This window comes from Petrimonas sp. (assembly GCF_963921705.1).
In the GTDB taxonomy this organism is placed as follows: Bacteria; Bacteroidota; Bacteroidia; order Bacteroidales; family Dysgonomonadaceae; genus Petrimonas; species Petrimonas sulfuriphila.
Window position 1 is genome coordinate 3,179,874 of sequence record NZ_OY997410.1, and the last position, 21,418, is coordinate 3,201,291.

Annotated in this window: 19 protein-coding genes; 6 read left to right on the plus strand and 13 right to left on the minus strand. The window is 44.7% G+C overall.

Annotation, left to right across the window (positions count from 1 at the left end):
- The first annotated feature begins 102 nt into the window (after positions 1 to 102).
- The 5 genes from AACM02_RS13305 (at position 103) to AACM02_RS13325 (ending at position 8,136) form a co-directional block, all read left to right on the plus strand.
- Positions 103 to 852 carry a GntR family transcriptional regulator gene (locus tag AACM02_RS13305; protein ID WP_339117463.1) on the plus strand — a complete coding sequence of 250 codons (750 nt, stop codon included), beginning with the start codon at positions 103 to 105 and terminating at the stop codon, positions 850 to 852.
- A gap of 126 nt (positions 853 to 978) precedes the next feature.
- A complete protein-coding gene (locus tag AACM02_RS13310; RefSeq protein WP_339117236.1) occupies positions 979 to 2,727 on the plus strand; it encodes a class I mannose-6-phosphate isomerase in 1,749 nt (582 codons plus the stop codon).
- Between the two features lie 4 nt (positions 2,728 to 2,731).
- On the plus strand, positions 2,732 to 3,892 hold the full coding sequence (locus AACM02_RS13315) for a sugar MFS transporter (RefSeq protein WP_286849296.1): 1,161 nt from the start codon (positions 2,732 to 2,734) through the stop codon (positions 3,890 to 3,892).
- Positions 3,882 to 4,973, plus strand: a complete 1,092-nt coding sequence (locus tag AACM02_RS13320) for an ROK family protein (protein WP_339117237.1) — start codon at positions 3,882 to 3,884, stop codon at positions 4,971 to 4,973. Before AACM02_RS13315 ends, AACM02_RS13320 begins: the two co-directional genes overlap by 11 nt.
- 40 nt (positions 4,974 to 5,013) lie before the next feature.
- Positions 5,014 to 8,136, plus strand: coding sequence for a GH92 family glycosyl hydrolase (locus tag AACM02_RS13325; RefSeq protein ID WP_339117238.1), 3,123 nt, complete (start codon positions 5,014 to 5,016; stop codon positions 8,134 to 8,136).
- 7 nt (positions 8,137 to 8,143) lie between these two features.
- Here AACM02_RS13325 and AACM02_RS13330 read toward each other — a convergent pair whose 3' ends face one another.
- Genes AACM02_RS13330 through AACM02_RS13360 form a run of 7 tightly spaced genes read right to left on the minus strand, consistent with a single transcriptional unit; the run spans position 8,144 to position 13,816 of the window.
- Positions 8,144 to 9,199 carry a 4Fe-4S dicluster domain-containing protein gene (locus tag AACM02_RS13330; RefSeq protein ID WP_339117239.1) on the minus strand — a complete coding sequence of 352 codons (1,056 nt, stop codon included), beginning with the start codon at positions 9,197 to 9,199 and terminating at the stop codon, positions 8,144 to 8,146.
- Positions 9,199 to 9,477, minus strand: coding sequence for a hypothetical protein (locus tag AACM02_RS13335; protein WP_332456218.1), 279 nt, complete (start codon positions 9,475 to 9,477; stop codon positions 9,199 to 9,201). The genes AACM02_RS13330 and AACM02_RS13335 overlap by 1 nt, the downstream gene beginning before the upstream one ends.
- A gap of 26 nt (positions 9,478 to 9,503) precedes the next feature.
- A complete protein-coding gene (locus tag AACM02_RS13340; RefSeq protein ID WP_332456219.1) occupies positions 9,504 to 11,228 on the minus strand; it encodes an FAD-dependent oxidoreductase in 1,725 nt (574 codons plus the stop codon).
- Entirely contained in the window at positions 11,225 to 12,532 is a 1,308-nt protein-coding gene (locus AACM02_RS13345) for a CoB--CoM heterodisulfide reductase iron-sulfur subunit A family protein (RefSeq protein ID WP_332456220.1), read from the minus strand. The genes AACM02_RS13340 and AACM02_RS13345 overlap by 4 nt, the downstream gene beginning before the upstream one ends.
- 6 nt (positions 12,533 to 12,538) lie before the next feature.
- Complete coding sequence (locus AACM02_RS13350; protein ID WP_332456221.1) at positions 12,539 to 12,934, minus strand: hydrogenase iron-sulfur subunit; 396 nt, start codon at positions 12,932 to 12,934, stop codon at positions 12,539 to 12,541.
- Positions 12,935 to 12,948: 14 nt separating this feature from the next.
- On the minus strand, positions 12,949 to 13,200 hold the full coding sequence (locus AACM02_RS13355; protein WP_332456222.1) for a sulfurtransferase TusA family protein: 252 nt from the start codon (positions 13,198 to 13,200) through the stop codon (positions 12,949 to 12,951).
- Positions 13,201 to 13,249: 49 nt separating this feature from the next.
- Positions 13,250 to 13,816: a DsrE/DsrF/DrsH-like family protein gene (locus AACM02_RS13360; RefSeq protein ID WP_339117240.1), complete on the minus strand. Its 567-nt coding sequence runs from the start codon at positions 13,814 to 13,816 to the stop codon at positions 13,250 to 13,252.
- Positions 13,817 to 13,948: 132 nt separating this feature from the next.
- Between AACM02_RS13360 and AACM02_RS13365 the strand changes: the two genes are divergently transcribed.
- Positions 13,949 to 14,626, plus strand: a complete 678-nt coding sequence (locus tag AACM02_RS13365; RefSeq protein ID WP_339117241.1) for a Crp/Fnr family transcriptional regulator — start codon at positions 13,949 to 13,951, stop codon at positions 14,624 to 14,626.
- Positions 14,627 to 14,635: 9 nt separating this feature from the next.
- Here the strand turns inward: AACM02_RS13365 and AACM02_RS13370 are convergent, their stop codons facing one another.
- The 6 genes from AACM02_RS13370 to AACM02_RS13395 are packed head-to-tail and all read right to left on the minus strand — an operon-like array spanning position 14,636 to position 21,370.
- A complete protein-coding gene (locus tag AACM02_RS13370) occupies positions 14,636 to 15,250 on the minus strand; it encodes a tetratricopeptide repeat protein (RefSeq protein WP_339117242.1) in 615 nt (204 codons plus the stop codon).
- The gene (locus tag AACM02_RS13375) at positions 15,238 to 16,542 is read right to left on the minus strand and encodes a hypothetical protein (protein WP_339117243.1); all 1,305 of its coding nucleotides are present in this window, start codon (positions 16,540 to 16,542) and stop codon (positions 15,238 to 15,240) included. Before AACM02_RS13375 ends, AACM02_RS13370 begins: the two co-directional genes overlap by 13 nt.
- Positions 16,533 to 18,704: an urea transporter gene (locus AACM02_RS13380; protein WP_339117244.1), complete on the minus strand. Its 2,172-nt coding sequence runs from the start codon at positions 18,702 to 18,704 to the stop codon at positions 16,533 to 16,535. The genes AACM02_RS13375 and AACM02_RS13380 overlap by 10 nt, the downstream gene beginning before the upstream one ends.
- A gap of 20 nt (positions 18,705 to 18,724) precedes the next feature.
- Positions 18,725 to 20,080: an alanine racemase gene (locus tag AACM02_RS13385; protein WP_286849206.1), complete on the minus strand. Its 1,356-nt coding sequence runs from the start codon at positions 20,078 to 20,080 to the stop codon at positions 18,725 to 18,727.
- 2 nt (positions 20,081 to 20,082) lie between these two features.
- Positions 20,083 to 21,132 (minus strand): ATP-grasp domain-containing protein, encoded by a 1,050-nt coding sequence (locus AACM02_RS13390; protein WP_214063147.1) that lies wholly within the window; start codon positions 21,130 to 21,132, stop codon positions 20,083 to 20,085.
- Positions 21,125 to 21,370 (minus strand): PqqD family protein, encoded by a 246-nt coding sequence (locus AACM02_RS13395; RefSeq protein WP_214063146.1) that lies wholly within the window; start codon positions 21,368 to 21,370, stop codon positions 21,125 to 21,127. The genes AACM02_RS13390 and AACM02_RS13395 overlap by 8 nt, the downstream gene beginning before the upstream one ends.
- Positions 21,371 to 21,418: the final 48 nt, after the last annotated feature.

Below are 21,418 nucleotides of genomic sequence, written 5' to 3' on the forward strand. Positions count from 1 at the left end.
ATAGGATAAATCAGTCAACATGTATGGACATATATTAAATCGACTACAGGTATTTTTTCGGAATTCTTTGTTTTTTATTTACTTTGCAGAAAAAAGATGAAATTGAAGATAGACCGAAGTAGCCCTGTTCCTTTGCACAGACAAGCAGAAATGCTTCTTCGCAATTTAATAACAAAAGAAGAGTACAAAGAAGGGAAAATGTTGCCCAATGAAGTAGAATTGTCTGAACAATTAAAAATATCGAGAAACACATTAAGACAATCCATCAACACCTTGGTCACGGAAGGGTTGTTGATACGCAAAAAGGGCGTAGGGACAAGAGTTGCCGAAAAGAATTTATACAGCGAAGCTACCAACTGGCTGAGTTTTTCACAGGAAATGAAAGTATTGGGAGTGAAAATTGAAAACTTCGAACTACACATCAGCAAACAGGCTCCCACTGAAAATGCCAGGCAGTTTTTTGAAATCACTAACCAGGTGAAGGTCCTGCGTTTAGAGAGATTGCGCGGCAAAGAAAATTTCCCTTTTGTCTATTTTCATTCGGAATTTAATCCTAAAATCAGAATGGATGGTACGGAGAACTTTAACCGGCCATTATACGAAATATTGGAAAATGATTATAATATTATCGTAAAAACATCAAGAGAAGAAATCCGGGCATCCGGTGCCAATCCATTCATTGCTGGAAAATTAGAAATTGAAGTCGGAGATCCAATCCTTATCCGTAAAAGATTTGTAAGCGACATAAACGATCTGCCAATAGAATACAATATCGGTTGGTACAGAGCCGATTCATTCAGTTATAAGATTGAAAGCGTCAGAGAGTCCAGATCTTTTTCTTCCAATTTTTAAGCCAGACCTCATCCATTAAAAAAACATAAAAAACACAAAATAAGATTCAACAGCAGAGATATTGATTATTTTTGCACCCGAAGCATGTTCATACATACGATGAAAAACCCAACATATACTATAAATATGAACCGGAAAAGAAAAAGCAATTACGATAAGCGTCCTGCTGTTACAATCGGGAAAGGCTTTATACTTGAAGGGTGGAAAAGCATTTCCTCTTTCGTGAGCGGGAAGGTAGAACATGCGAAACTGCTGACGGTCGACTGCTATACAGGCGTTTACTATGACTTATTAAAATCTAAGCTGCAAGAAATCAATAATGCACGGCTTATCGACACATTGGAGATCTTTAAATCCGAAAATGAAATTAACGCATTGACCGAGCAGTTTTTAACCGAAGACATTCTTTTTGGCTTCTATTCCAACCTTTCCATCAGCGATTATTTCGATGAAGAGAAACTCCGTTTTGCCAGGGAAAGTATTGAGCAGGCATCGGGTACTGTGATCGTCTTCGGATATGGGGCACAATATGTAACAACAGGCGACATCAACATTTACGCAGACATGCCCCGATGGGAGATCCAGCAACGGATGCGAAGAAAGGAAGTGAACGGCCTGGGTGTGAACAATAAAGAGGAAACTTTTTCTCTTCAATACAAACGCGGCCTTTTCAACGACTGGAAAGCACTGGACAAGCACAAAAAAACAATCTATGACACCGTTGATTTCTGGCTCGACACAGTCAAAGTTGATCTGCCCAAACTAATTGACAAAGAGACTTTCTTCAAGGGAATGGACAAGGCGGCAAGTTCTCCTTTCCGGTTAGTACCTTTTTTCGATCCGGCACCATGGGGTGGACAATGGATGAAAGAAGTGTGTGATCTGGACCGTTCGGTGAGTAATTTTGGTTGGTGTTTCGACTGTGTACCCGAAGAAAACAGTTTATTGTTAAAAATTAACGACATTGAATTCGAGATGCCTTCGGTTAACCTGGTGTATACGAGAAGCAGGGAGTTGCTTGGAGACCCTGTCGAAGCCCGCTTTGGCAAAGAATTTCCTATCCGGTTCGACCTTTTGGATACCATAGGAGGTGGCAACCTCAGTTTGCAGGTACACCCAACGACCGAATACGCCCGGGAAAACTTCGGCTTGGCATATACACAGGATGAAAGTTATTACATTATGGATACCAAAGAGGATACTTACGTGTATCTGGGCCTTAGAAACGACATAAATCCCGATGAAATGGTGACCGATCTAAATAAAGCTCAGCAAGATCCTTTTTTTGTGTTTGATGTGGATAAATACGTGAATAAAGTTCCCGTAAAGAAACACGATCATTTCCTTATACCCGGAGGGACCGTACATTGTTCGGGAAAAGACACATTGGTACTCGAAATCAGCTCAACACCCAATCTTTTTACTTTTAAGCTCTGGGACTGGCAACGGTTGGGACTCGACGGAAAACCACGCCCGATAAACGTAGATCGGGGCAAAAAGGTTATCGTGTGGGGAAGAGATACCGGATTTACCTACCGTGAACTGGTGAATAAAGTGAAAATTCTGAACGATACCGGTACGGTACGCGAAGAGAAAACAGGCTTACATAAAAATGAGTTTATCGAAACCAGGAGGCATATATTCACGGAAAAAGCAACTCACTACACCAACGATTCGGTAAACGTACTAAACCTGGTAGAAGGCGATTCGGTGATTGTGGAGAGCTTAAACGGTGATTTTGAACCTTTCGTTGTCCATTATGCCGAGACCTTTGTTGTCCCCGCTCGAATAAAAACGTATACTGTCCGTCCTTATGGCAACTCCAAAGGGAAAGAATGTATTACCATCAAAGCATCGGTAAGATTTAATGCATAATACAATGAACACCTCAAAGAAATCTAATGTCCTTGCACCCATTGCCGCTTTTTTCGGATTTTTCATCATGGGGTTTGTAGACATAGTGGGTATCGCCACTAATTATGTCAAAAACGATTTCAATCTTTCGTCAGGGATCGCAGGGACACTGCCAATGATGGTATTCCTCTGGTTTGCCATCTTCTCCATTCCCACCGGAATTCTTATGGGAAAAGCAGGAAGAAAAAAAACAGTGCTGCTTGCGCTTGCAACAACCTGTGTGGCAATGATCATACCTTTTCTTTTTTACACGTTTTACACGGTACTGATTGCCTTCATTCTGCTGGGTATCAGCAACACTATTTTGCAAGTATCACTTAATCCGCTTGTAGCAGCCATGTTCAACAAGGAGAAGACAGCCAGTATCCTTACACTGGGACAGTTCATCAAATCTGTTTGTTCCTTTTTCGGCCCTATTGTTGCGGGATTTACAGCCAGCCGGTTTGGGGATTGGAAGCTAACGTTTGCAGTCTTTGCTGCAATCTCCGTGATTTCCGTATTCTTGCTTGCATTTTCCAAGGTAGAGGAGCTTGGGTTCAAAAGCACTCCTGCTACATTTAGCGGCGCATTGGGATTATTAAAAGATAAATTTATTTTCTTTTGTTTTTTATCTATTTTTTTAATCGTTGGATTTGATGTAGGATTAAATGTCTCTATTCCTGAACTTTTGATGAGACATGCAGGACTTACGCTCGAAAATGCCGGTTATGGGAACAGTGTCTATTTTGCTGCTAAAACAACTGGTGCTTTTTTGGGCACGTTCCTTCTGTTGAAAATAAAGCCGATGAAGTACCTGCTCGTTTCACTTTTTGTGGCGCTACTATCTTATTTAGCTCTAATGCTCATACACGAGGTGTGGAGTTTGAGGGTGTTGATTTTTATGCTGGGCTTTGCCGGTGCCAATGTTTTTTCCATTATTTTCTCTTTTGCATTACAACGGTTTCCCTCACGCTCAAACGAGATATCTGCCCTGATGATTATGGGAGTTGTGGGTGGTGCTGTTATCCCCTTTGTCCAGGGTCTGATAAATGACAGTATCAGCTTTACCGCCGCACTTTCCGTCATTTTTGCCTCTCTTTTACTTATCCTGATTTTCACCTTTAACCTGAAGAAAAATGTTCAGTAACGATCCACGAACAGTTTTGACGTTGGATGCCGGCGGCACCAACTTTGTCTTTACGGCAATCCGCGGCAATAAGGAGATAACAGATCCTGTTATATTACCTTCTCATCCCGATAACCGGGAGGTTTGCCTGGAGACGATTGTTAACGGTTTCAGCACAATAAAAAAAAAGCTGGATGATCTGCCTGTTGCCATCAGCTTTGCATTTCCGGGCCCTGCGGATTACGAAAACGGGATAATAGGTGATTTGCCCAATTTCCCCGCATTTCGTGGCGGTGTGGCATTAGGCCCTTTCTTGATTAAGAAATTCGGGTTGCCTGTTTTTATCAACAACGATGGGAACCTTTTTGCTTATGGTGAAGCCCTCGCTGGAGCGTTGCCCGAAATAAACGCCGAGTTGAAAAAGGCCGGAAGCTCCAAGCAATATAAAAACCTGCTTGGAATTACCTTAGGAACAGGCTTTGGCGGCGGGGTGGTTATAAACAATGTATTGCTTTCGGGCGACAACGGTTGTGGGGGCGATGTATGGTGTTCCGCAAACAAATACAACAACGGCTTGGTATCGGAAGAAGGAGTCAGCATTCGTGCTGTGAAAAGAGTATATCGGGAATTGTCGGGTGATGATGCAGAACTCACCCCCAAAGAGATATATGACATAGCGGAAAGCAACAGGAAGGGTAACAGGAACGCAGCTATCGGCACCTTCGAAGAGCTTGGCAGGGTAGCCGGATTCACCGTTGCCGAATCGCTCAACATTGTGGATGGTATTGTGGTAATAGGAGGAGGGATCGCCAAAGCATACAAATATATTTTGCCGGCAATGGTAGATGAAATGAACGGAACGCGCAGCATGCTAAGCGGTAGTGTCTTTCCACGTCTCCAGATGAGGGTATATAACCTTATGAGCGATACGGAAAAGAAAGCCTTTTTGATGGATGAGTCCGTTTGGGTCTCCATTCCCGGTTCAGATAAAAAAATGAGTCATAACACAGGTAAAAAGACAGGCGTAACCGTAAGTAGCTTAGGGACCAGCGAAGCCATTGCTTTAGGGGCTTATGCCTATGCCCTGAGGATGTTGGATTAACTATTTACTATCTGTTTCTATACCCTTTAATAATTTCCAAATGAAAAAAACAGTTGTTTTATTTTATCTGATTTCAATTGCAAACCTTATCCAGGCTCAAATCGTCTGGAATATCGGGGAAAAAGATAAGAATACAGCCGGATTCGCATTGGCCCCGGACAAGTACGCCGACTTCCTGAAAAATGATTTCGGTTGGGAAGATAAATACTTCATCATAGGGTGGTCAAATCCGAAAACTGATTTTCCATACGTTCTTCCCGGGACATCAGATGTATGGGCCGGCTCTCTAAACGGTGCAGGTATTCGAACTCAGGAGATCAACATACTTTTCCGGATGAAAGAAACCGGATCAGGTACCGGTTATAAACTGGTGGTGGACGTCTTGGATGCTCACAGCAAAAACCCGCCTTTACTCAAAATAACCGTGAACGGCCATGTGTATAAAACCGTTTTACCCAAAGGGAAAAGCGATGCGTCGCTCACGGGTGATTACAGTCAAATCACTCCGAATACGATAGAAATACCGCTCGATGACATCATTAAAACGGGTTCAAATACGGTTCAATTAAAGGTAATCGAAGGTTCATGGCTGATTTTGGATGATGTTCGTCTGGAAGGACCGTCTTCGGCCAAACTGGAAACGTTAAACCCTTTCGTATATCTTCGAAACGTAAAAGTTGCCGGCTACCAGCTCAACGAAAAAGCCCAACCGTTATTGATCGATGTGGAACACCTGAAAGATTTGCCTGAACTTACCGTGAGATTAGACGGTAAAACAATCTTAAAGCAAAGGCTGGAAAAGGGGCGGTACAAACTCGAAGCGCCCATGCCGGCGGTGGAAAAGGAAACATTTAGTGTGTACGAGGTTTTGATAAACGGAGATTTGGTTGAAAAAGATACGGTAACACGCACTCCGGAACATATTGTAACACCAGCCGACTATGTGGACACTCATATGGGAACGGCGCACTCCAGATGGATGATCGCACCCGGCTCGTGGATGCCGTTCAGCATGGTGAAACTCAGTCCCGACAACGAGAATGCCGGTTGGCAGGCAGGTTACGATCCGTCCATAGAGAGTGTGGGCGTGTTCAGTCACGTTCACGAATGGACGATGGCGGGCCTGGGGATGTTGCCCGTAAACGGAGCGCTAAAAACGAAAATAGGCGATCAGAGACAAATCGAAAAAGATCCTGAAGCCTACCGTTCCGCAATCGATAAAACTACCGAAAAAACTCCGTTGGGGTACTATGCAGTCAGGCTGACCGATTACGACATTGAAGCTGAACTCACGTCCACCACCCGTTGCAGCTTTCAACGATATACCTATCCGCAGGACAAAGACGGCCGGGTGATGATTGACTTGAAGATCCCTGCCGAATACCGGTATAATATCCTGGATGCATCCGTCAACCAGGTAAACGACTACACCGTTGAAGGATACAGCGTCCAGCAAACCACAAAAGTATGGTCTGCCGATGACAATCAGGACTACACCATTTACTTCACCATTGAATTTGACAAACCGATCAAGCATTTTGGCACCTGGATAAACGATACGATTTTTAGCGATGAAAAAGCAGTAAACGCCTTAAAACCAGATAAGATAGGTTGCTTCGCTGAATTCGACACAAAAACAAACCCGGTCGTTCAGGTACGTACGGGAATCTCATTTGTGGATATGGAAGGTTCACGCCGGAACCTAAGCGAAGAGGTTACAAAACCATTCGGTTGGAGTTTTGATGCAGTACGCAATAACAACCAAAAAACCTGGAACGATATTTTGTCAAGAGTGAATATAGAAACAAACGATAGTCGTGAAAAAACCCGTTTCTATACTAACATGTACCGGGCATTTTGTCGCAATACATTCAGTGATGTGGACGGCAGATGGGTGGATGCCACCGAAAAAATACAGCGACTAAAAGACCCGGCAAATGAAGTAGCGTTGGGATGTGATGCTTTCTGGAACACGTTCTGGAACCTGAACCAGGTCTGGAACCTGATCGCTCCGGAATGGAGCGGCCGGTGGGTTAAATCCCAACTGGCCATGTACGATGCCAACGGCATGCTTGCCAAAGGCCCTGCAGGAATGGAATACATTCCGGTTATGGTTGCCGAACACGAGATTCCGTTGATGGTAAGCGCGTATCAGATGGGAATCCGCGATTACGATGTAGAGAAAATGTTTTCCGCTATAAAGAAAATGCAAACCGTTCAACCTCAGAAAATTGGTGACGGGCTTACAGGAAACCGGGATATAGAGGCTTATCTTAAATACAAATATGTACCTTCCGACCTTGGCCGTTTCTCCAATTCGCTGGAGTATTCGTTTGACGACTGGACGGTTTCCCAACTAGCCAAGGCTTTAGGGAAAATAGATGACTACCATTATTTTGCCGATCGTGGCACATGGTGGAAAAACACCATTGATCCCGAAACCGGTTATGCTCGTCTGCGTAAGAGCGACGGCTCTTTCGAGAAAGATTTTGATCCTTTTGTAACGGGGGTAAACCAACACTACGTGGAAGGAAATGCCTGGCAACTCACTTTTTTCGTTCCGCAGAATGTTCCGGAGCTAGCAAAAATGATTGGCAAAGATCGTTTTCTAAGTCGGTTATCCGAAGGATTCGAAGAAAGTGAAGTGTGGCGATATAACGCTCCCGGTGAGCGTTACGGTGATTTTCCCGTAGTACAAGGTAACCAACAAAGCATGCATTTTGCTTTTCTATTCAATTGGGTGGGCGAACCCTGGCAGACACAAAAATGGAGCCGTTCCATTTTAGAACGGTATTACGGATATGGCTCCGGCGATGCCTATCTTGGTGATGAAGACCAGGGTCAGATGAGCGCCTGGTTTATCATGGCTGCACTGGGATTATTTCAGACCGATGGCGGATGCAACATAAATCCTGTTTACGAAATCGCCAGCCCTTTGTATGAAAAGGCTACCATCAATCTGGAAAATCGTTATGGACGAGGCAAACAATTTGTCATCAAGGCAAACGGTGCATCGCGCATCAACAAGTACGTGCAGTCGGCTAAGCTTAACGGCAAACCGCTAGATAGCTTCAAGTTTCCCGCCGCTGATTTGCTGAAAGGCGGAATGTTGGAGCTCGAAATGGGAGACAAGCCAAACTACAAGTGGGGACTAAAAAAATAAACCTTGTTTATTTCTTCACCGATTTAATTTTCGCAAAATACATCGCGAACGAGCGATACAGAAAGTGCGTCCATTTTCCGAAGGGGACAATGATTAGTGCCCATTGCACCAATACTGTTAAATGAATAATATACAACCACTTGCTGGTTTCAAGGATATTAAAATCGATAAATAAACGTACAAAAAACGCCGTTAACCCCATCAACATTAACCAAATTACAAAAAACCAGTCAGATGGTTTGGAGTTTTTAGTCAACGTTTGCTTCTTCTGAATGCGATCTTTCACAAAATCCGCCGTGATGATAAAAATAAAGGCGCTCTCCAGATATCCAAGAACAATTACAAAAAGGTTTTCGGTACTGAACCAATTCAAAAATACCGTTGTAAACAGCAACGCCAAGTAAGCAAATACCAAAATCATGTGTTCTAGCCACCGGAAATGGTTGCCGTCGCAGTCCCTGGCTCGTTTTTGTGTAAACATGTGCACGAAAAGATCATTCAAGGCGGTAAAATAAGTCTTGAACGGCACTTTCACTCCTGCTTTCACCACAGTGAAGTACCACATACGAAGCAAGTTAGGAATAAATATCACTACAAAAACAGTGGCAATAGCGGTTCTTTCAAACATATGTCCCAAATGAAGCAGCCTTTCCAGTTCCCAATTTACCGAATTGGCAAAGAACAATACACCCGCAAACACCAGTACCATGGCAGTAAGAAATGCCGGCAGGTATTTATAAAACAAACCCGAAAGCCCTGTCCAATCATATTTTGCCGTGAGCCAGCGACGCAAAGACATCATCAGTTCACCGGGATTTGCCGTTTGCGGGCAGTGGGTGGTGCACTCGCCGCAATAGTAGCACTCCCAAGGTTTCAGCGATTTTTTTATCTCATCTTCCAGGCCCAACGCGCTCAGCCGGACCATTTCGCGCGGAAAGGAAATGTCTGTCGTGGATAATGAACATACGGCCGTGCACGTTCCGCAATTGTAACAGGCGTTGAAGTTTACGGAGCCGTATTTTTTCAGTTCTTCCGAAAAGGTTGGATTTAATTTACTTGCCATTATTTCACCAGTTTATACAAATAATATTCATCCCTATCGTCAATTTCTCCCGTTGCCACAACTCCGTACTTGACCAGCGACATCAGGTAATACATAACATCGTGTTTGGGCATTCGCAGCTTTTCCGATAGTTGCGCAATGGTCAGTTCTCCCTCTTTCAAGGTGTCGGTTATGGCTCTTTTTATCCGGTTGAATTCTTTCAGTTCTTCTTTTACGTGCTCGGGGACACCCTGCTTCTCCCGAAGGTACTTCGCAGTTTTTCCTGATTCTGCTTCCATCGTCTTTTTGCTTTTATTCAATAAACTTATACCAATGCATCGATCATGCTCATGATTTCCTCACTCGAGTAATTGACCAGGTTAATGGCATCTGGCGGACAAACCGGCGCACACATGCCGCAGCCTTTACAAACCGAGTTGTTGACCACCGCCACCTGCTTTCCGTTGATTTCCTTTTGTTCGATAGCATCGAAAGGACAGGCTTCGGTACATTTTCCGCACCATGTACACAATTCGGCGTTTACTTCGGCTACAATCGGTTCCGTCTCAAGCACACCTTTGCTAATGTGCGAGTAGGATTTGGCTGCTGCAGAAAGCGCCGAATTCACCGATTCCACAATGTTTTTAGGCCCCTGGCAAGCTCCGGCAATAGTAACTCCGTCGATGACCGTTTCCACGGGACGCAGTTTCATGTGTACCTCATTGAAAAATTTGTCCCTGCCTTTCGGGAGTTTAAACAGGGTTCCGATGGAATTATCGGTTCGTGGAACCATTCCCGTAACCAGGACCACCAGGTCGGCTTCGACTTCCAACTCCTTGTTTTTTGTCAGCACATCCTTAACCTTCACTTTGGTGATGCCATTCTCGGCGTAGACCTGTGGTGGGGCATCTTCAAACGATTGCAGGTAGATATCGCCTTGCTGTAATGACTCGGCATACAGCAATTCCTGTTTCCCATACGTGCGGATTCCGCGGTTGAAATGGAAGTTATAAATGTTGTTGAATTTCTTTTTGGCCTGGATGGCTGCGTGAATGACCGACGTACAACAATAACGCGAACAGTATTTGTTTTCCCCATCAATCTGCCGGCTCCCCACACAGTAAATATAAGCTATACGGCTAACTCTCTTCCCTTTATACTCCAGAAATTTTCCAGAAAACGAATCGATCAGGTGCTTGAAATCAGGCAGCGTGATCACGTTCTCATACGATAAAAATCCGAATTCCTCTTCTTTTGGCAGATAGGAGTCGAAACCGGTAGCAACAACTACGGAGCCGACGTTGAACTCCATGGTTTCGACCGGATCTCCCGCTTGGCATGGCCGCCTACGGACTTTCAGCGTAAAGTTTCCAATGCTACCTTTCGAAGAAATCACTTCCGATCCGGTAAGAATGGTCACGTTATCGCGTTGCAGCAAATCGGAATGGATGCGTTGGGAGAGTTCGCACCCTTTTTCATCGGACATGGCCAAGGAGCCCCACGTAGCGGTGTGTCCGCCTACCCGGTCTTCCTTTTCAATGAGAATCACATGCGTGTTTTTATCGGAAAGCGTGGCGGCGGCCTTCATACCGGAAATTCCCGCTCCGATAACGGCAATTGTTTTCTCCGCTTCAAACTGGTGGGGATACAAGGGCTCCGCATAACGCGATTTGGCTATGGCCGCCTTTACCAGGTGGATGGTTTTTTCGGTTGCCCCGGCTTTATCGTCGGAATGTGCCCAGGATGCCTGCTCACGGATATTGGTGTGGACGTAAGTGTATTTATTCAAATCACCGCGTTCCGTAACGTTTCTAAACGTCACCAAATGTAACTTCGGCGAGCAAGAAGCTACAATGACCCCGTCCAGGTTATGCTTTTTGATGTCCTCAACCATGTCGTTCTGATTGGAATCGGAACAAGCGAACACGGTTGTTTTGGCCAAAGCCACTCCTTTGTCGTTCTCCACCGCCTGACGCACTTTTTCCACATCAACGTAATCGGAGATGTTTCCTCCGCAGTGGCAAATGTATACGCCTATTCTCTCTTTCATGGTTCCTGGTGTTGAATTAAATAACTGATAGCCTCGGACGATGCCGAGCCTGCCGAAAGAATGGAATCGGGAATATCCATGGGTGCGGAAGCTGTTCCGGCAACAAAAACACCGTCAATACTGGTTTTGGAAGGACTTCCCAATAAATCGTCCTGCGCTACAAAATGGAACGGGTCTAATTTCAGTTCGCCACGACCGAACATTTTTCCGACCGTAGGATTGGACTTCACCCCGACAGAAAGCACCACCATATCGTGTTCGGCCTCCTTCACCACCCCCTCGTTGATGTCCTCATAACGAAGGATAAGGTTGCCGTTTTCTTTTTCGGTTATTTTCCCGATCTTGCCTTTCACAAAGTTTACACCCATACCCTTGGCCTGCTGGTAAAACTCTTCAAATCCTTTTCCGAATGAGCGGATATTGATGTAGTAAATCGTCACGTCTGCCATCGGCAACGCACCCATCAACAACTGGGCCTGCTTGATGGAATACATGCAACAGATCTGCGAACAGATGGGATTTCCAACGGTAGCATCGCGCGAACCGGTACAGAGCACGTAAGCAATCCTATCGGGGACTTTTCCGTCACCAGGACGTAAAATCGTATTGTACGGACGTGTAGGCGCAATCTCGCGCTCCATTTGCATGGACGTAATCACGTTTTTGTGTTGCCCGTAGCCGTATCGCGGTATCTGAAGCGGATCGAACAGATTGAAGCCGGTGGCCAGAACAACCGTTCTGACATGCAGTTCATAATATTCGGTCTCCATCGTGAAATCGATGCAATGCGTAGGACAAACTTTCTCACATGCACCGCAGAGCGTACAATTCTCAATATCGATTGCTGCAGCTTTGGGGTTGGCGATGCTAAAAGGAATAAACGCCGCCTTTCGGCCAATCAACCCCGATTGATACTCATCGCGCACACTCACCGGACAGGCTTTTTCGCACAACTGGCAAGCCGTGCAATCCTCCACACGCACATAGCGCGGTTTTTTCGTTACCTGAGCCGTAAAATCGTTTTCTGATTTTTTGACAATAGCAGTCACTTCACTCTCCGTGAAAATGGTAATGTTTTTATGCCGGGCAATTTCCGACACTTTGGGTGTAGTGATGCAGGCCGAACAGTCCAGTGTGGGAAAAACCTTGCTCAGGAGGATCATTTTTCCTCCTAGCGAACGGTCTTTCTCCACAAGCAACACCTTATAACCGGTGTTGGCCAGGTTAAGCGCCGCTTCTCCTCCGGCAATCCCGCCTCCCACAACCAACGCGTCGTAATGGAGCATTTTTCTTTCTTCGTTCATCGAAATCTATGCGTGTAATGTTTTAATCAGATAGTCGTTGAAGCTGCGTATTTGCTTCACGAAAGACTCGCTGCATACCGAACAGATGGCTGCCATGCGCAAGCGTGCCGGATCGATGCCCGATTCTTTCATTTTGTCGTGTGTGACCGAAACCACGTTTCCGGTTTTCTCGGTACAGGTCTCTCCAAAGACACAATCGCTCCCATCGGCAGCAATAAACACGCCGTCGAAACCTTTTTCATAGGCATGCAAGATCCAGCTCGGTTTTATTCCGCTCGAACAAGGAACGGTAATGGTATAAACCGTTGGAGGGTAATGCAACTTGAGCAATCCCGCCATATCAATGGCGGGATCGGATATTTTCTCCGTAGAAAAAACCAATATCCGGGCGTTCTTCTTCATTTCGAAGCAAAAGTTTATTTTTTCTTCATGTATACTTTGAAGTATCCGTTTTCTTCCACCGCACCCAGGTACTCATGACCTTGCTTACCGCACCATTTCGGAATATCCACCTTGGTTCCCTCGTCTGCCGAAAGAATTTCCATCACATCGTTTGAATGGAGGGTACCTATGGCCTTTTTAGCTTCCAGTAACGGGCCTGGACAAGCTGTACCCCGTGCGTCTACCGATTTTGCTACTGTCAATGTTCTTAATTCTTCTGTTGTCATAGTTGTAAATGTTTACTAATTATATATATGTGTCGTTTTTATTCTTCGCTTAAATAAACCATTGCATACTGCTTTCTCCGGCATCGGCGACAAATGTGGTGGCTCCGGCATAACGAAGATGGGGATAATCGATCATTTCCTCTTTCTTGAAACCCATCAGGTTCATCGACATTTCACAAACCGTAATTTCCACACCCAGCTCGGCAGCTTCTGCAAACATCGCATCAAGAGGCATCACGTTTTGTTTCTTCATCAGTCTTTTAATCATCACTGGCCCCATACCGCACATGTTCATGTTCGATAGCTTCAGTTTGTTCCGTCCGTTGGGAAGCATCATCCCAAACATTTTCGAGATTAGGTCTTTTCCTTTTGCCTTTTTTCGGGGATCACGCAACGCAGACAACGCCCAAAAGGAGAAGAAAAGTTTCACTTGTGTATCCATGGCTGCTGCAGCCAGGGAAATAATCATGGCTGCCAGAATCTTATCCATATCCCCCGATACGATGGCAATAGATAACTGGTCTTTACGGGAATCTTCGAGCCTGCCAATTTTTGCCTTCAGGCTTTCCAGTTCCGCCTGGAGCTTCTCCAGGGTCAGGGCATTAATACTTTCCATTTAAAAAGATGTTTTTGAGTGAATTAACTGGAGGCAAATTAAGGATATATTTCTTTAATTATTTGTTTTTTCGGGGTGAACATTCTTACAATATTTTGTGATATATGTCACATTTTTATCTATTTTTGCGGTATGAAAAACGAATGCATCGATTGTGCCTGTGTGATGAAATCATCGAGCACCTTAAAAAACTGCCAGCTTGAGATGCTGGAGAATAACCACGCGGTGGTAAAATTCCGCAAAGGGGATTCCATCATCAAACAGGGTGTTTTCTCCACGAACGTTATCTTTCTTCGGAAAGGACTGGTAAAAATTCACGTCACCGGGCCCTATCGCGAACAAATTGTCCGCCTGATAAAAGCACCAACCTATTTGGGTTTACCCACTACACTGGGTGACAAGATAAATCAGTACAGCGTTACGGCAGTATTGGACTCGGAGGTTTGTTTTATCGACATTGAAGTGTTTAAACGTGTGCTGGAAGAAAACAGGGATTTCTCTTCCTATATCATCATGGAGTTGTCCAAAAGCGAGCTGGAGGCTTATCGCCGATGCGCCAACCGCACGCAAAAACAAACACGCGGCAAGCTTGCTGACGTATTGCTCGACTTTTCCGATACTATTTTTAATTCGGATGAGTTTGTCCTGCCGGTTTCACAATCGGATATCGGGAATTGGGTGGATGCTGGCAGGGAAAGCATCAACCGTGTCCTTTCGGAATTCGCTGCCGATGGTCTTATCGGGATGACGGGAAGAAACGTGAAAATACGCGACAAGAAACTCCTGAAAATGATTAGCCAAAACGGCTAGAAAAAATGGCTATTTTAGAAGATTCAACCCCTCTTTTGCTGACTGGTCGGTTGGAGAGATGATAAGAACAATATTGAAGAGACGCTGGGCATCGTTTTTTTTGTTGAGAAAATATTTTGTCCAGGCGCTCATCAGTGTTGAATAGTAATCGAAAGGATACATGGTTTGCACCAGGTCAAAATATTTTTCAGCCTGTATAAAATCTTTCCGGTAATAATAGATATTTCCCAGTGCATAATTCACTTTTGAGTTTGTCTTATCCAGCGACAGTATTTTTTTATAAACCGTTTCCAGTTCATCTGTTTTCTTTTGTGCTTCCAGCGGATAACAAATTCCCAACAAGGCCTCAACGGCCTGCGGTGCTAAACCGATAGCCTGATTATAAAACTTTTTGCTGCTCTCGTAATCCTTAGCCAGGTAATACAGCCAGCCGAGGCGCAACGATTTGTGATAATCGTATCCGTTCAGGACATTCAATTCCGCTATGGCTTTCTGATAATCGCCCGACGATTCGTATCGATAACTGTCTGCAAAAACCTGAGATGAATTCACTTGTGCTGAAACTGTTGCTGAGAACAACAACAAAAGGATAAACCATCCGCTTTTTTTATTTAAAGGTTCCATGTGAATGCAATATTTAGAAGGTCATTGTTGTATTTATAGGCAGTGTAGCTGATCGCAGAATAAGCATATCCCTCTCTTTGTTGCCACTGGTATCCTGCAGACAGCATGGTGTTCCGGAAAAAGCAGGAAAGGGAAAGTCCGGCAATGGCCTTTACGGGATCGTACGTGTCATACACCAGAAAAGAGCGTTCGGAGACGTAATTCCGGTGATTTCCCAGGCTTACGTTTCCATCGAGCCACAACTGTTTGGTTAACTTTACTCCGAGGCTCTGAGAGAATATAAGTTGAGTGTCCGTCCAGGTATTCTGGTTGTGGATGGCTGCCGCGGCAGTTGTTCCGTAAAAATCAAGATTACCTAACGGATAATAAGTAAGCGATCCCTTTACCTGATACTGGTGCCCGCCCCCAAAATTGGAATAGGTTGCAGCAATCTCGGGTAAAGTGTACGCAAAGCGTTTGTTCAGAAATGCTAGTGCAGAAAATGCCGAAACGGATTTTCCGCCTGAAGTTGTGAAGATTCTCCCGGTTCCCGGTCCGAATCCCTTTCCACTGCCTCCTACAATATAAATAGCTGTTCTATCAAACAATTCAATGAAGTAAACCCCACCTGCAACTCCCCACAAAACATTGCTTTCCGTAAAGAATTCCAATGTCCCAACCAATTGATGCTGCGTGAGCTTGTCGGTTTGTGCAAGCCCGGCGGCTGTATACTGTTCGAAATTCGTGTTATACACTTGGTAGCCGAGTTTAAATCTGGAACGGGTGGAAAGATTAAAGCCCAATCCCAAGCTCGTGAAAATCATATCTCTATATTGATTGACGGAATCGTTTCCCGCAAAATCAGAGCGTATATCCAGTGTATTGTCGTTTGTCATATATCCGCCCGATAATGAAATGTAATCTACGGCCGAAGGCTTGTATCCTATGGTTACCTGCATGTGCGGCGCAAGTGATCTGGCAACGATAGCTGCGTTTTCTTTCTGTCCGCTTAACAGATAGGAGTAGTAAAGACTTTCCTGCAAAATCGGGTCATCGGGGGTTTCGGCGAGCGTCTTTCTGTAGAATTCTGCTGCCTTCGCATAATTTTTCAGTTCGTAGTAGGCAATGGCGGTCCGGTAATTGAGGTAGTAAAAATTAATATGTTGCTCACGGGCCTTCTTACCCGTTTCTATCAGGTTTTTGTAATCCTTGTTGAGGTATTGCTGATATGTGAGGCTGTCTAATTCTCTGCGCAGGCTGTCCTGAGCAACAACCGAAGCCACAACCATGACTATAATTAACGTTACGCCCAATCGCTACATAATTTTTCGTTTTGGAAATGGATTTCAATGCTGTTTTTTAAAACCGTCACCGATGTTTCTTTCCGGCGGTTTTTAAAATGAAACGATACCGTATTTGTTTGTGTCAGGTAAACAACTTTTTCGGGAAAATGCATGTTGTCCACCTCTATCAATTCCGACCGATACTTGATTCGAGTAAAAATTACAAACGGAGCCAACAGGTCCTGGATCCACCTTGTTCCGGTGGGGTGCTCTTTCGTCAGGGGAACGAAGTCCTTCACCGGAATTTCTTTTTCACAGGAAAGCAGGAGTTTAAAGCAACTCCGATAAAAAAGATACAACGGCGACGATTTTTTCCCTTCAAAATCGGTAAAATAGAACATTGTGCCGTCGTTCTCCAGGTAAGCCATCGATTTTGTTTTCCGGCAATATATGTACGTTTTGTTATAAGCATCCGTAGCTACCGGCCACAAAAAATCTTCGCCGTTGTATTTTACACGTAGCAGTTTTCCCGGTTTAGCCTCAAATGCGTCAAGCAACAGACCCGATGCCACTACATTCCAAGCGGTTGAATTTTCCTGCGGAACCTCACCGATACGGAGCACCTGTTTTCCCTTTGCTTTTTCGAAAAAATACCCGATTGGATACGGATGGGTTGCCGCGCCTATTTCCGGCGTCAGCTGCACTTGAAAATGAAGATGAGGCTCCGGAGAGCGTCCCGAATTGCCACATGCGGCGACGACGGTTCCTTTCGTTACAAAATCGCCGGTACGAACCTTGAAACTGTCTTTCTTCAGGTGACTTATCTGTGTATATAATCCGTTTAGATGATTAATAATAATTGTATTGCCCCAATTTTTCCGGGTGTCAACCTGGTTTATCTCATTGTCTCCGGCAATGTTGCTGATTGTATAGACATAACCGTCAGCAGGAGCAAGAACCGGTTTGTTGTAACAGTAGAAATCGTCTTTCTGTGCACACCGGCCAAAACAAGTACTCCCTTCCTCATCCGTAATCACAAAGTCAAGCGCTTTTCCCCAGGCGCCCAAATGCGTGATAGCTCCGTCGTAGCCCTGGCTGACCGTCCATTTGTCTAAAAATGGGAGCTGTATCTTAAACAAGGTTTCCTGTCCAAAACGTTGCATGTAATTCACATTTTTGTACACCGTTTTTTCAGGATTATAGTATTGTATGTAGGGAAATACAAAGAAACGGTTCAGGCTCCGCTGCCTTAGGATAAACAACACCAAAATCGACAACAGACTGAATGACAAGGTGTATAAAGATAATCCCATGCTTAAGATAAGGTTTTCGATACCTGTATAACAAAGGAAAAGCACCGGGGTAAGCCCGACAACCAACAAGTAACTGTACGCGTTGGGAATAATAAAAAAACTGCCGATAGCCATTCCCCAGAAAATATAATTCACCCCGGCCAGGTTTTGGGTCAGCTGCTGAATATCCACTCCCATCATTTTGCTTGTCACAAAAGCAAAGAAAAATCCCAGAAAAGCCACTGTCGATTTAATTCTCGAATGAAACAGCAACGCAATTACAACAATCACCCCTACTAAAATGCTGTCGGTAAAGAAAATTGAGGCCATCGTCTTTAAGTAAAAATAGAGCATCTGCGGGATTTCGGTATTATCGAAAAAGTGCACGGCATTATACCAGGGAACTTTCATCTGTTCTGCCAGAACAATTGTAAAACGGTCGAAAGGGAGAATGGGCTGGATATGGGTAAATGTTTTAAATGAAAGGTCAACTACAAACAACGTGAACACAAACGGAAGAGTGAGGATGGGAACTTTGTATTTGGATAACAGGGTTTCAAACCAGATCGTCAGCATAAATCCCAAAATAACAGAAAAAAAGAAAAGCACAAACAGCGCCGGGTTCACGTGAAACTTATATACCATACTGATCCCGATAAAAACAGCGTTGAAACCATATAGCCCGGTTCTGATTTTTTCTTTCGAGAAACCGAGCAGGTGCGCCATCAGGTTGGTCAAGACCACCGCAGTAAGCCCACCCAATCCCAACCGGTAATCGAGCATACTGACCGTCAGTAAAATGACGGCGTACCATCTATCCTGAGAAAAGAATATCTGGGCATAGCTGTTGATCGTGCCATTCAAGTGCAACTCACCGATGGATTGAATCTGCGATTTCATTTACCAATCCTTTTTACACTTTACAACTTGAAAACTTTCAGGTGATCGGGTACGTTTTCGTTTTCCACGATAGTTTCCACGGTTTCGTTTTTCCGGATTAAATGCACCTTCCCGGTGGTGTCTATCATAACTACATTCGGCCGAAGCGTGATAAACTGCATCCATTGTGTCATGTTGTATGCACCTACTTCGTGAACCACCACACGGTCACCCTTCTTCAGCAAAGGCAGGCTCACACTTTCACGAAGGCAATCGATATTCATACACAACGGGCCATAAAGCGCCATTTCTTCGGCATGCTGCGTAAAATCCTGTGCGGGCGATACCCGATGATTGTACCAGAATGAGGTAAACATGATGTTTACACCGATATCGAGAACGGTTGCCCGCCTACTGTCAGCCAGACGTTTCGTAGCCAGGACTGACCCCAGCAGGTACCCGGCCTCGTCGATCAACGCCCGCCCTGTTTCGAGGATCAACAAGGGTAATTCATCGGGTTTGAAACCAAAATGCAAAAGGGTGTTCACAATAGCCTCGGCATAATCATCAAAATTGGGAATTACATCAACACCCTGCAGGTAAGAGCCCTTCAGCGTGTTCGAAGAACAAAATCCGCCACCCATGTCCAGGTACTTGACTTTAACACCGGCAGTGTTTGCCGTAGCTTGTGCCAACTCACACATTTTCCGGGCAGCAACCGCATATGCGTTTGCCGTAAGCATATAGGTACCGATGTGACAGTGCAGGCCTTCCAGTTCGAGGTTTTTCTGTGTCACAATCTTCATGATAGCATTCCATGCCTGTCCGGATTCATAATTGAATCCGAACCTGTCCCATTGTGGATAAACACCCGTATCCATATTTACACGAATGGCTACGCGTGCGCTGTAGGAGGTCCCTTCCAGCATCTCGATAAGTGAATAGAGTTCATCGAAATGGTCGATATGGATAAGCGAACGGTTTTCGACAGCCTTTTTCAAATCTTCCACCGATTTATCAGGGCCGTTGAAAATGATAAGGTTACCCGGCACTCCGTTGCGTAGCGCTTTTTGGTATTCAAATCCTGATACCACTTCCGCCCAGCTTCCTTCCTGATGAAAAACGTTGCAGACCGCATCGAGATAGTTGGTTTTATAGCTCCAGGCAAACTGCACTTTCGGGTAACGCATTTTAAACGCCTTCAACGCACGTTGATAGGTTTGACGGATGGTTTTCTCGCTGATCACAAACAAGGGTGAACCGTACTGATCCATCAAGTTGTTTACGGAAACACCATCGATCTGTTTTACGGGTGTGTACTCGGTTCTGCTGCCGAATTTATTGAGTAAGCCCGTATTCAGTTTTTGAATGACAGGGCGTTCATAGGTAGGTTTCATCTTTACATTTCCCCCGTTGTTGAAATTTTTTCAAATTCCGTAATATCCACAATCATATCGTAAGAATAGCGGATGAACATTTTCCCGCTTTTATATCCGGCAAATGGTTTTACCTCTTCACCCAGCGCCATTTTCACCAATGCTTCGGCGTGGTTTTGCCCGCATCCGTTTGCCAGGTAAACCCAGGCTGGAAAACGCGGATTCATCTCCAGCAAATAATATTCATCTTTCTTGGTTTTGATAAACTCCAGCTCGCAGCCACCGCGCCATTTGCTGTTTTCAATCACCCGGCGTGTAATTTCCATCAGCGTATCATCTTCCAGCGAAATGCCCGACCACGCTTTTCCTTTGTCGGTGATGTAAAGCTTCCGCATCGGCACGGCACCGATACAGTTGCCATACCCATCACCAATGGCGGTGACGTTCACTTCCGTTCCGGTCACAAATTCCTGAACAATCACCGGGTAACCCCACTTGGACACTATCTTGTAAAAACCAGCGCTTGCCTGTTCGTGAGAAGAAGCAACGTATGCGTCGTAATACCTGCCTTTGATAACCATGGGATAATCCAAATCGTCTTCGAGCTTTTTCAATTCCGAAAGCTGATTTATCATATGGCTTTTCGGCACCCTTACGTTGTATTTTTCGCCAAATTTATTCAGTTCCGATTTCTGTCGTTCTTCAAACGATTCGTGAGAAGGCAGAAACGTGGCAATGTCCAGCTCCGATTTCAATTGCTGTTGTATCTTGATGAAGTTGTGCAGTTCCGCATCAAAATTGGGAATGATTACATCTATTTTCTCAATGCCCGCAATATATTGCAGCCTTTCTTTCAGCATTGAAGATCCTGCGGTGGGTAACGGCAACTGATACACTTTGTCCACCAGTTCGTGCATATAAATTCCCGGTTCCAGGGTCTCGTACGAGAATCCGATAATGCGCACATCGAATTCACTGCTTTCCTTCAATGCGCGAATGACAGGAATCCCGGGTCCCGGGCTGTCTATATTGTTGAGTCCGCTTACCCCGACGGTAATTTTTCTTTTACTCATTTTCGGTCAGCTGGTAACTTTTCAGTAAAGACAAGAAATCGTAAAGGTCCTTTTCGGCGGTGTAAGTATCTAATTCGTATTCCTCCTGGAGTGCCTTCATGATATCTTCATTACTGTCACCCTCTTTCATTTTACGGAGAATAAATACACCCGTCTGATTAACGCTGAAACTGTCTCCCGTAAGGGGATTAAAGATAAATCCGTTTTCGCTGACAGCAATGTTTTTTCTAATATCCATAGGCTTTGATTAATTAATCTTGATACTCCTGTATTGAGGTAAAACGGT

What these genes read in the sequence shown, in the direction of transcription:
- AACM02_RS13310 (WP_339117236.1), top strand. Translation starts at nt 979, where the DNA reads ATGAACCGGAAAAGAAAAAGCAATTACGATAAGCGTCCTGCTGTTACA.
- AACM02_RS13315 (WP_286849296.1), top strand. Translation starts at nt 2,732, where the DNA reads ATGAACACCTCAAAGAAATCTAATGTCCTTGCACCCATTGCCGCTTTT.
- AACM02_RS13320 (WP_339117237.1), top strand. Translation starts at nt 3,882, where the DNA reads ATGTTCAGTAACGATCCACGAACAGTTTTGACGTTGGATGCCGGCGGC.
- AACM02_RS13325 (WP_339117238.1), top strand. Translation starts at nt 5,014, where the DNA reads ATGAAAAAAACAGTTGTTTTATTTTATCTGATTTCAATTGCAAACCTT.
- AACM02_RS13330 (WP_339117239.1), bottom strand. Translation starts at nt 9,199, where the DNA reads ATGGCAAGTAAATTAAATCCAACCTTTTCGGAAGAACTGAAAAAATAC.
- AACM02_RS13335 (WP_332456218.1), bottom strand. Translation starts at nt 9,477, where the DNA reads ATGGAAGCAGAATCAGGAAAAACTGCGAAGTACCTTCGGGAGAAGCAG.
- AACM02_RS13340 (WP_332456219.1), bottom strand. Translation starts at nt 11,228, where the DNA reads ATGAAAGAGAGAATAGGCGTATACATTTGCCACTGCGGAGGAAACATC.
- AACM02_RS13345 (WP_332456220.1), bottom strand. Translation starts at nt 12,532, where the DNA reads ATGAACGAAGAAAGAAAAATGCTCCATTACGACGCGTTGGTTGTGGGA.
- AACM02_RS13350 (WP_332456221.1), bottom strand. Translation starts at nt 12,934, where the DNA reads ATGAAGAAGAACGCCCGGATATTGGTTTTTTCTACGGAGAAAATATCC.
- AACM02_RS13355 (WP_332456222.1), bottom strand. Translation starts at nt 13,200, where the DNA reads ATGACAACAGAAGAATTAAGAACATTGACAGTAGCAAAATCGGTAGAC.
- AACM02_RS13360 (WP_339117240.1), bottom strand. Translation starts at nt 13,816, where the DNA reads ATGGAAAGTATTAATGCCCTGACCCTGGAGAAGCTCCAGGCGGAACTG.
- AACM02_RS13365 (WP_339117241.1), top strand. Translation starts at nt 13,949, where the DNA reads ATGAAAAACGAATGCATCGATTGTGCCTGTGTGATGAAATCATCGAGC.
- AACM02_RS13370 (WP_339117242.1), bottom strand. Translation starts at nt 15,250, where the DNA reads ATGGAACCTTTAAATAAAAAAAGCGGATGGTTTATCCTTTTGTTGTTG.
- AACM02_RS13380 (WP_339117244.1), bottom strand. Translation starts at nt 18,704, where the DNA reads ATGAAATCGCAGATTCAATCCATCGGTGAGTTGCACTTGAATGGCACG.
- AACM02_RS13385 (WP_286849206.1), bottom strand. Translation starts at nt 20,080, where the DNA reads ATGAAACCTACCTATGAACGCCCTGTCATTCAAAAACTGAATACGGGC.
- AACM02_RS13390 (WP_214063147.1), bottom strand. Translation starts at nt 21,132, where the DNA reads ATGAGTAAAAGAAAAATTACCGTCGGGGTAAGCGGACTCAACAATATA.
- AACM02_RS13395 (WP_214063146.1), bottom strand. Translation starts at nt 21,370, where the DNA reads ATGGATATTAGAAAAAACATTGCTGTCAGCGAAAACGGATTTATCTTT.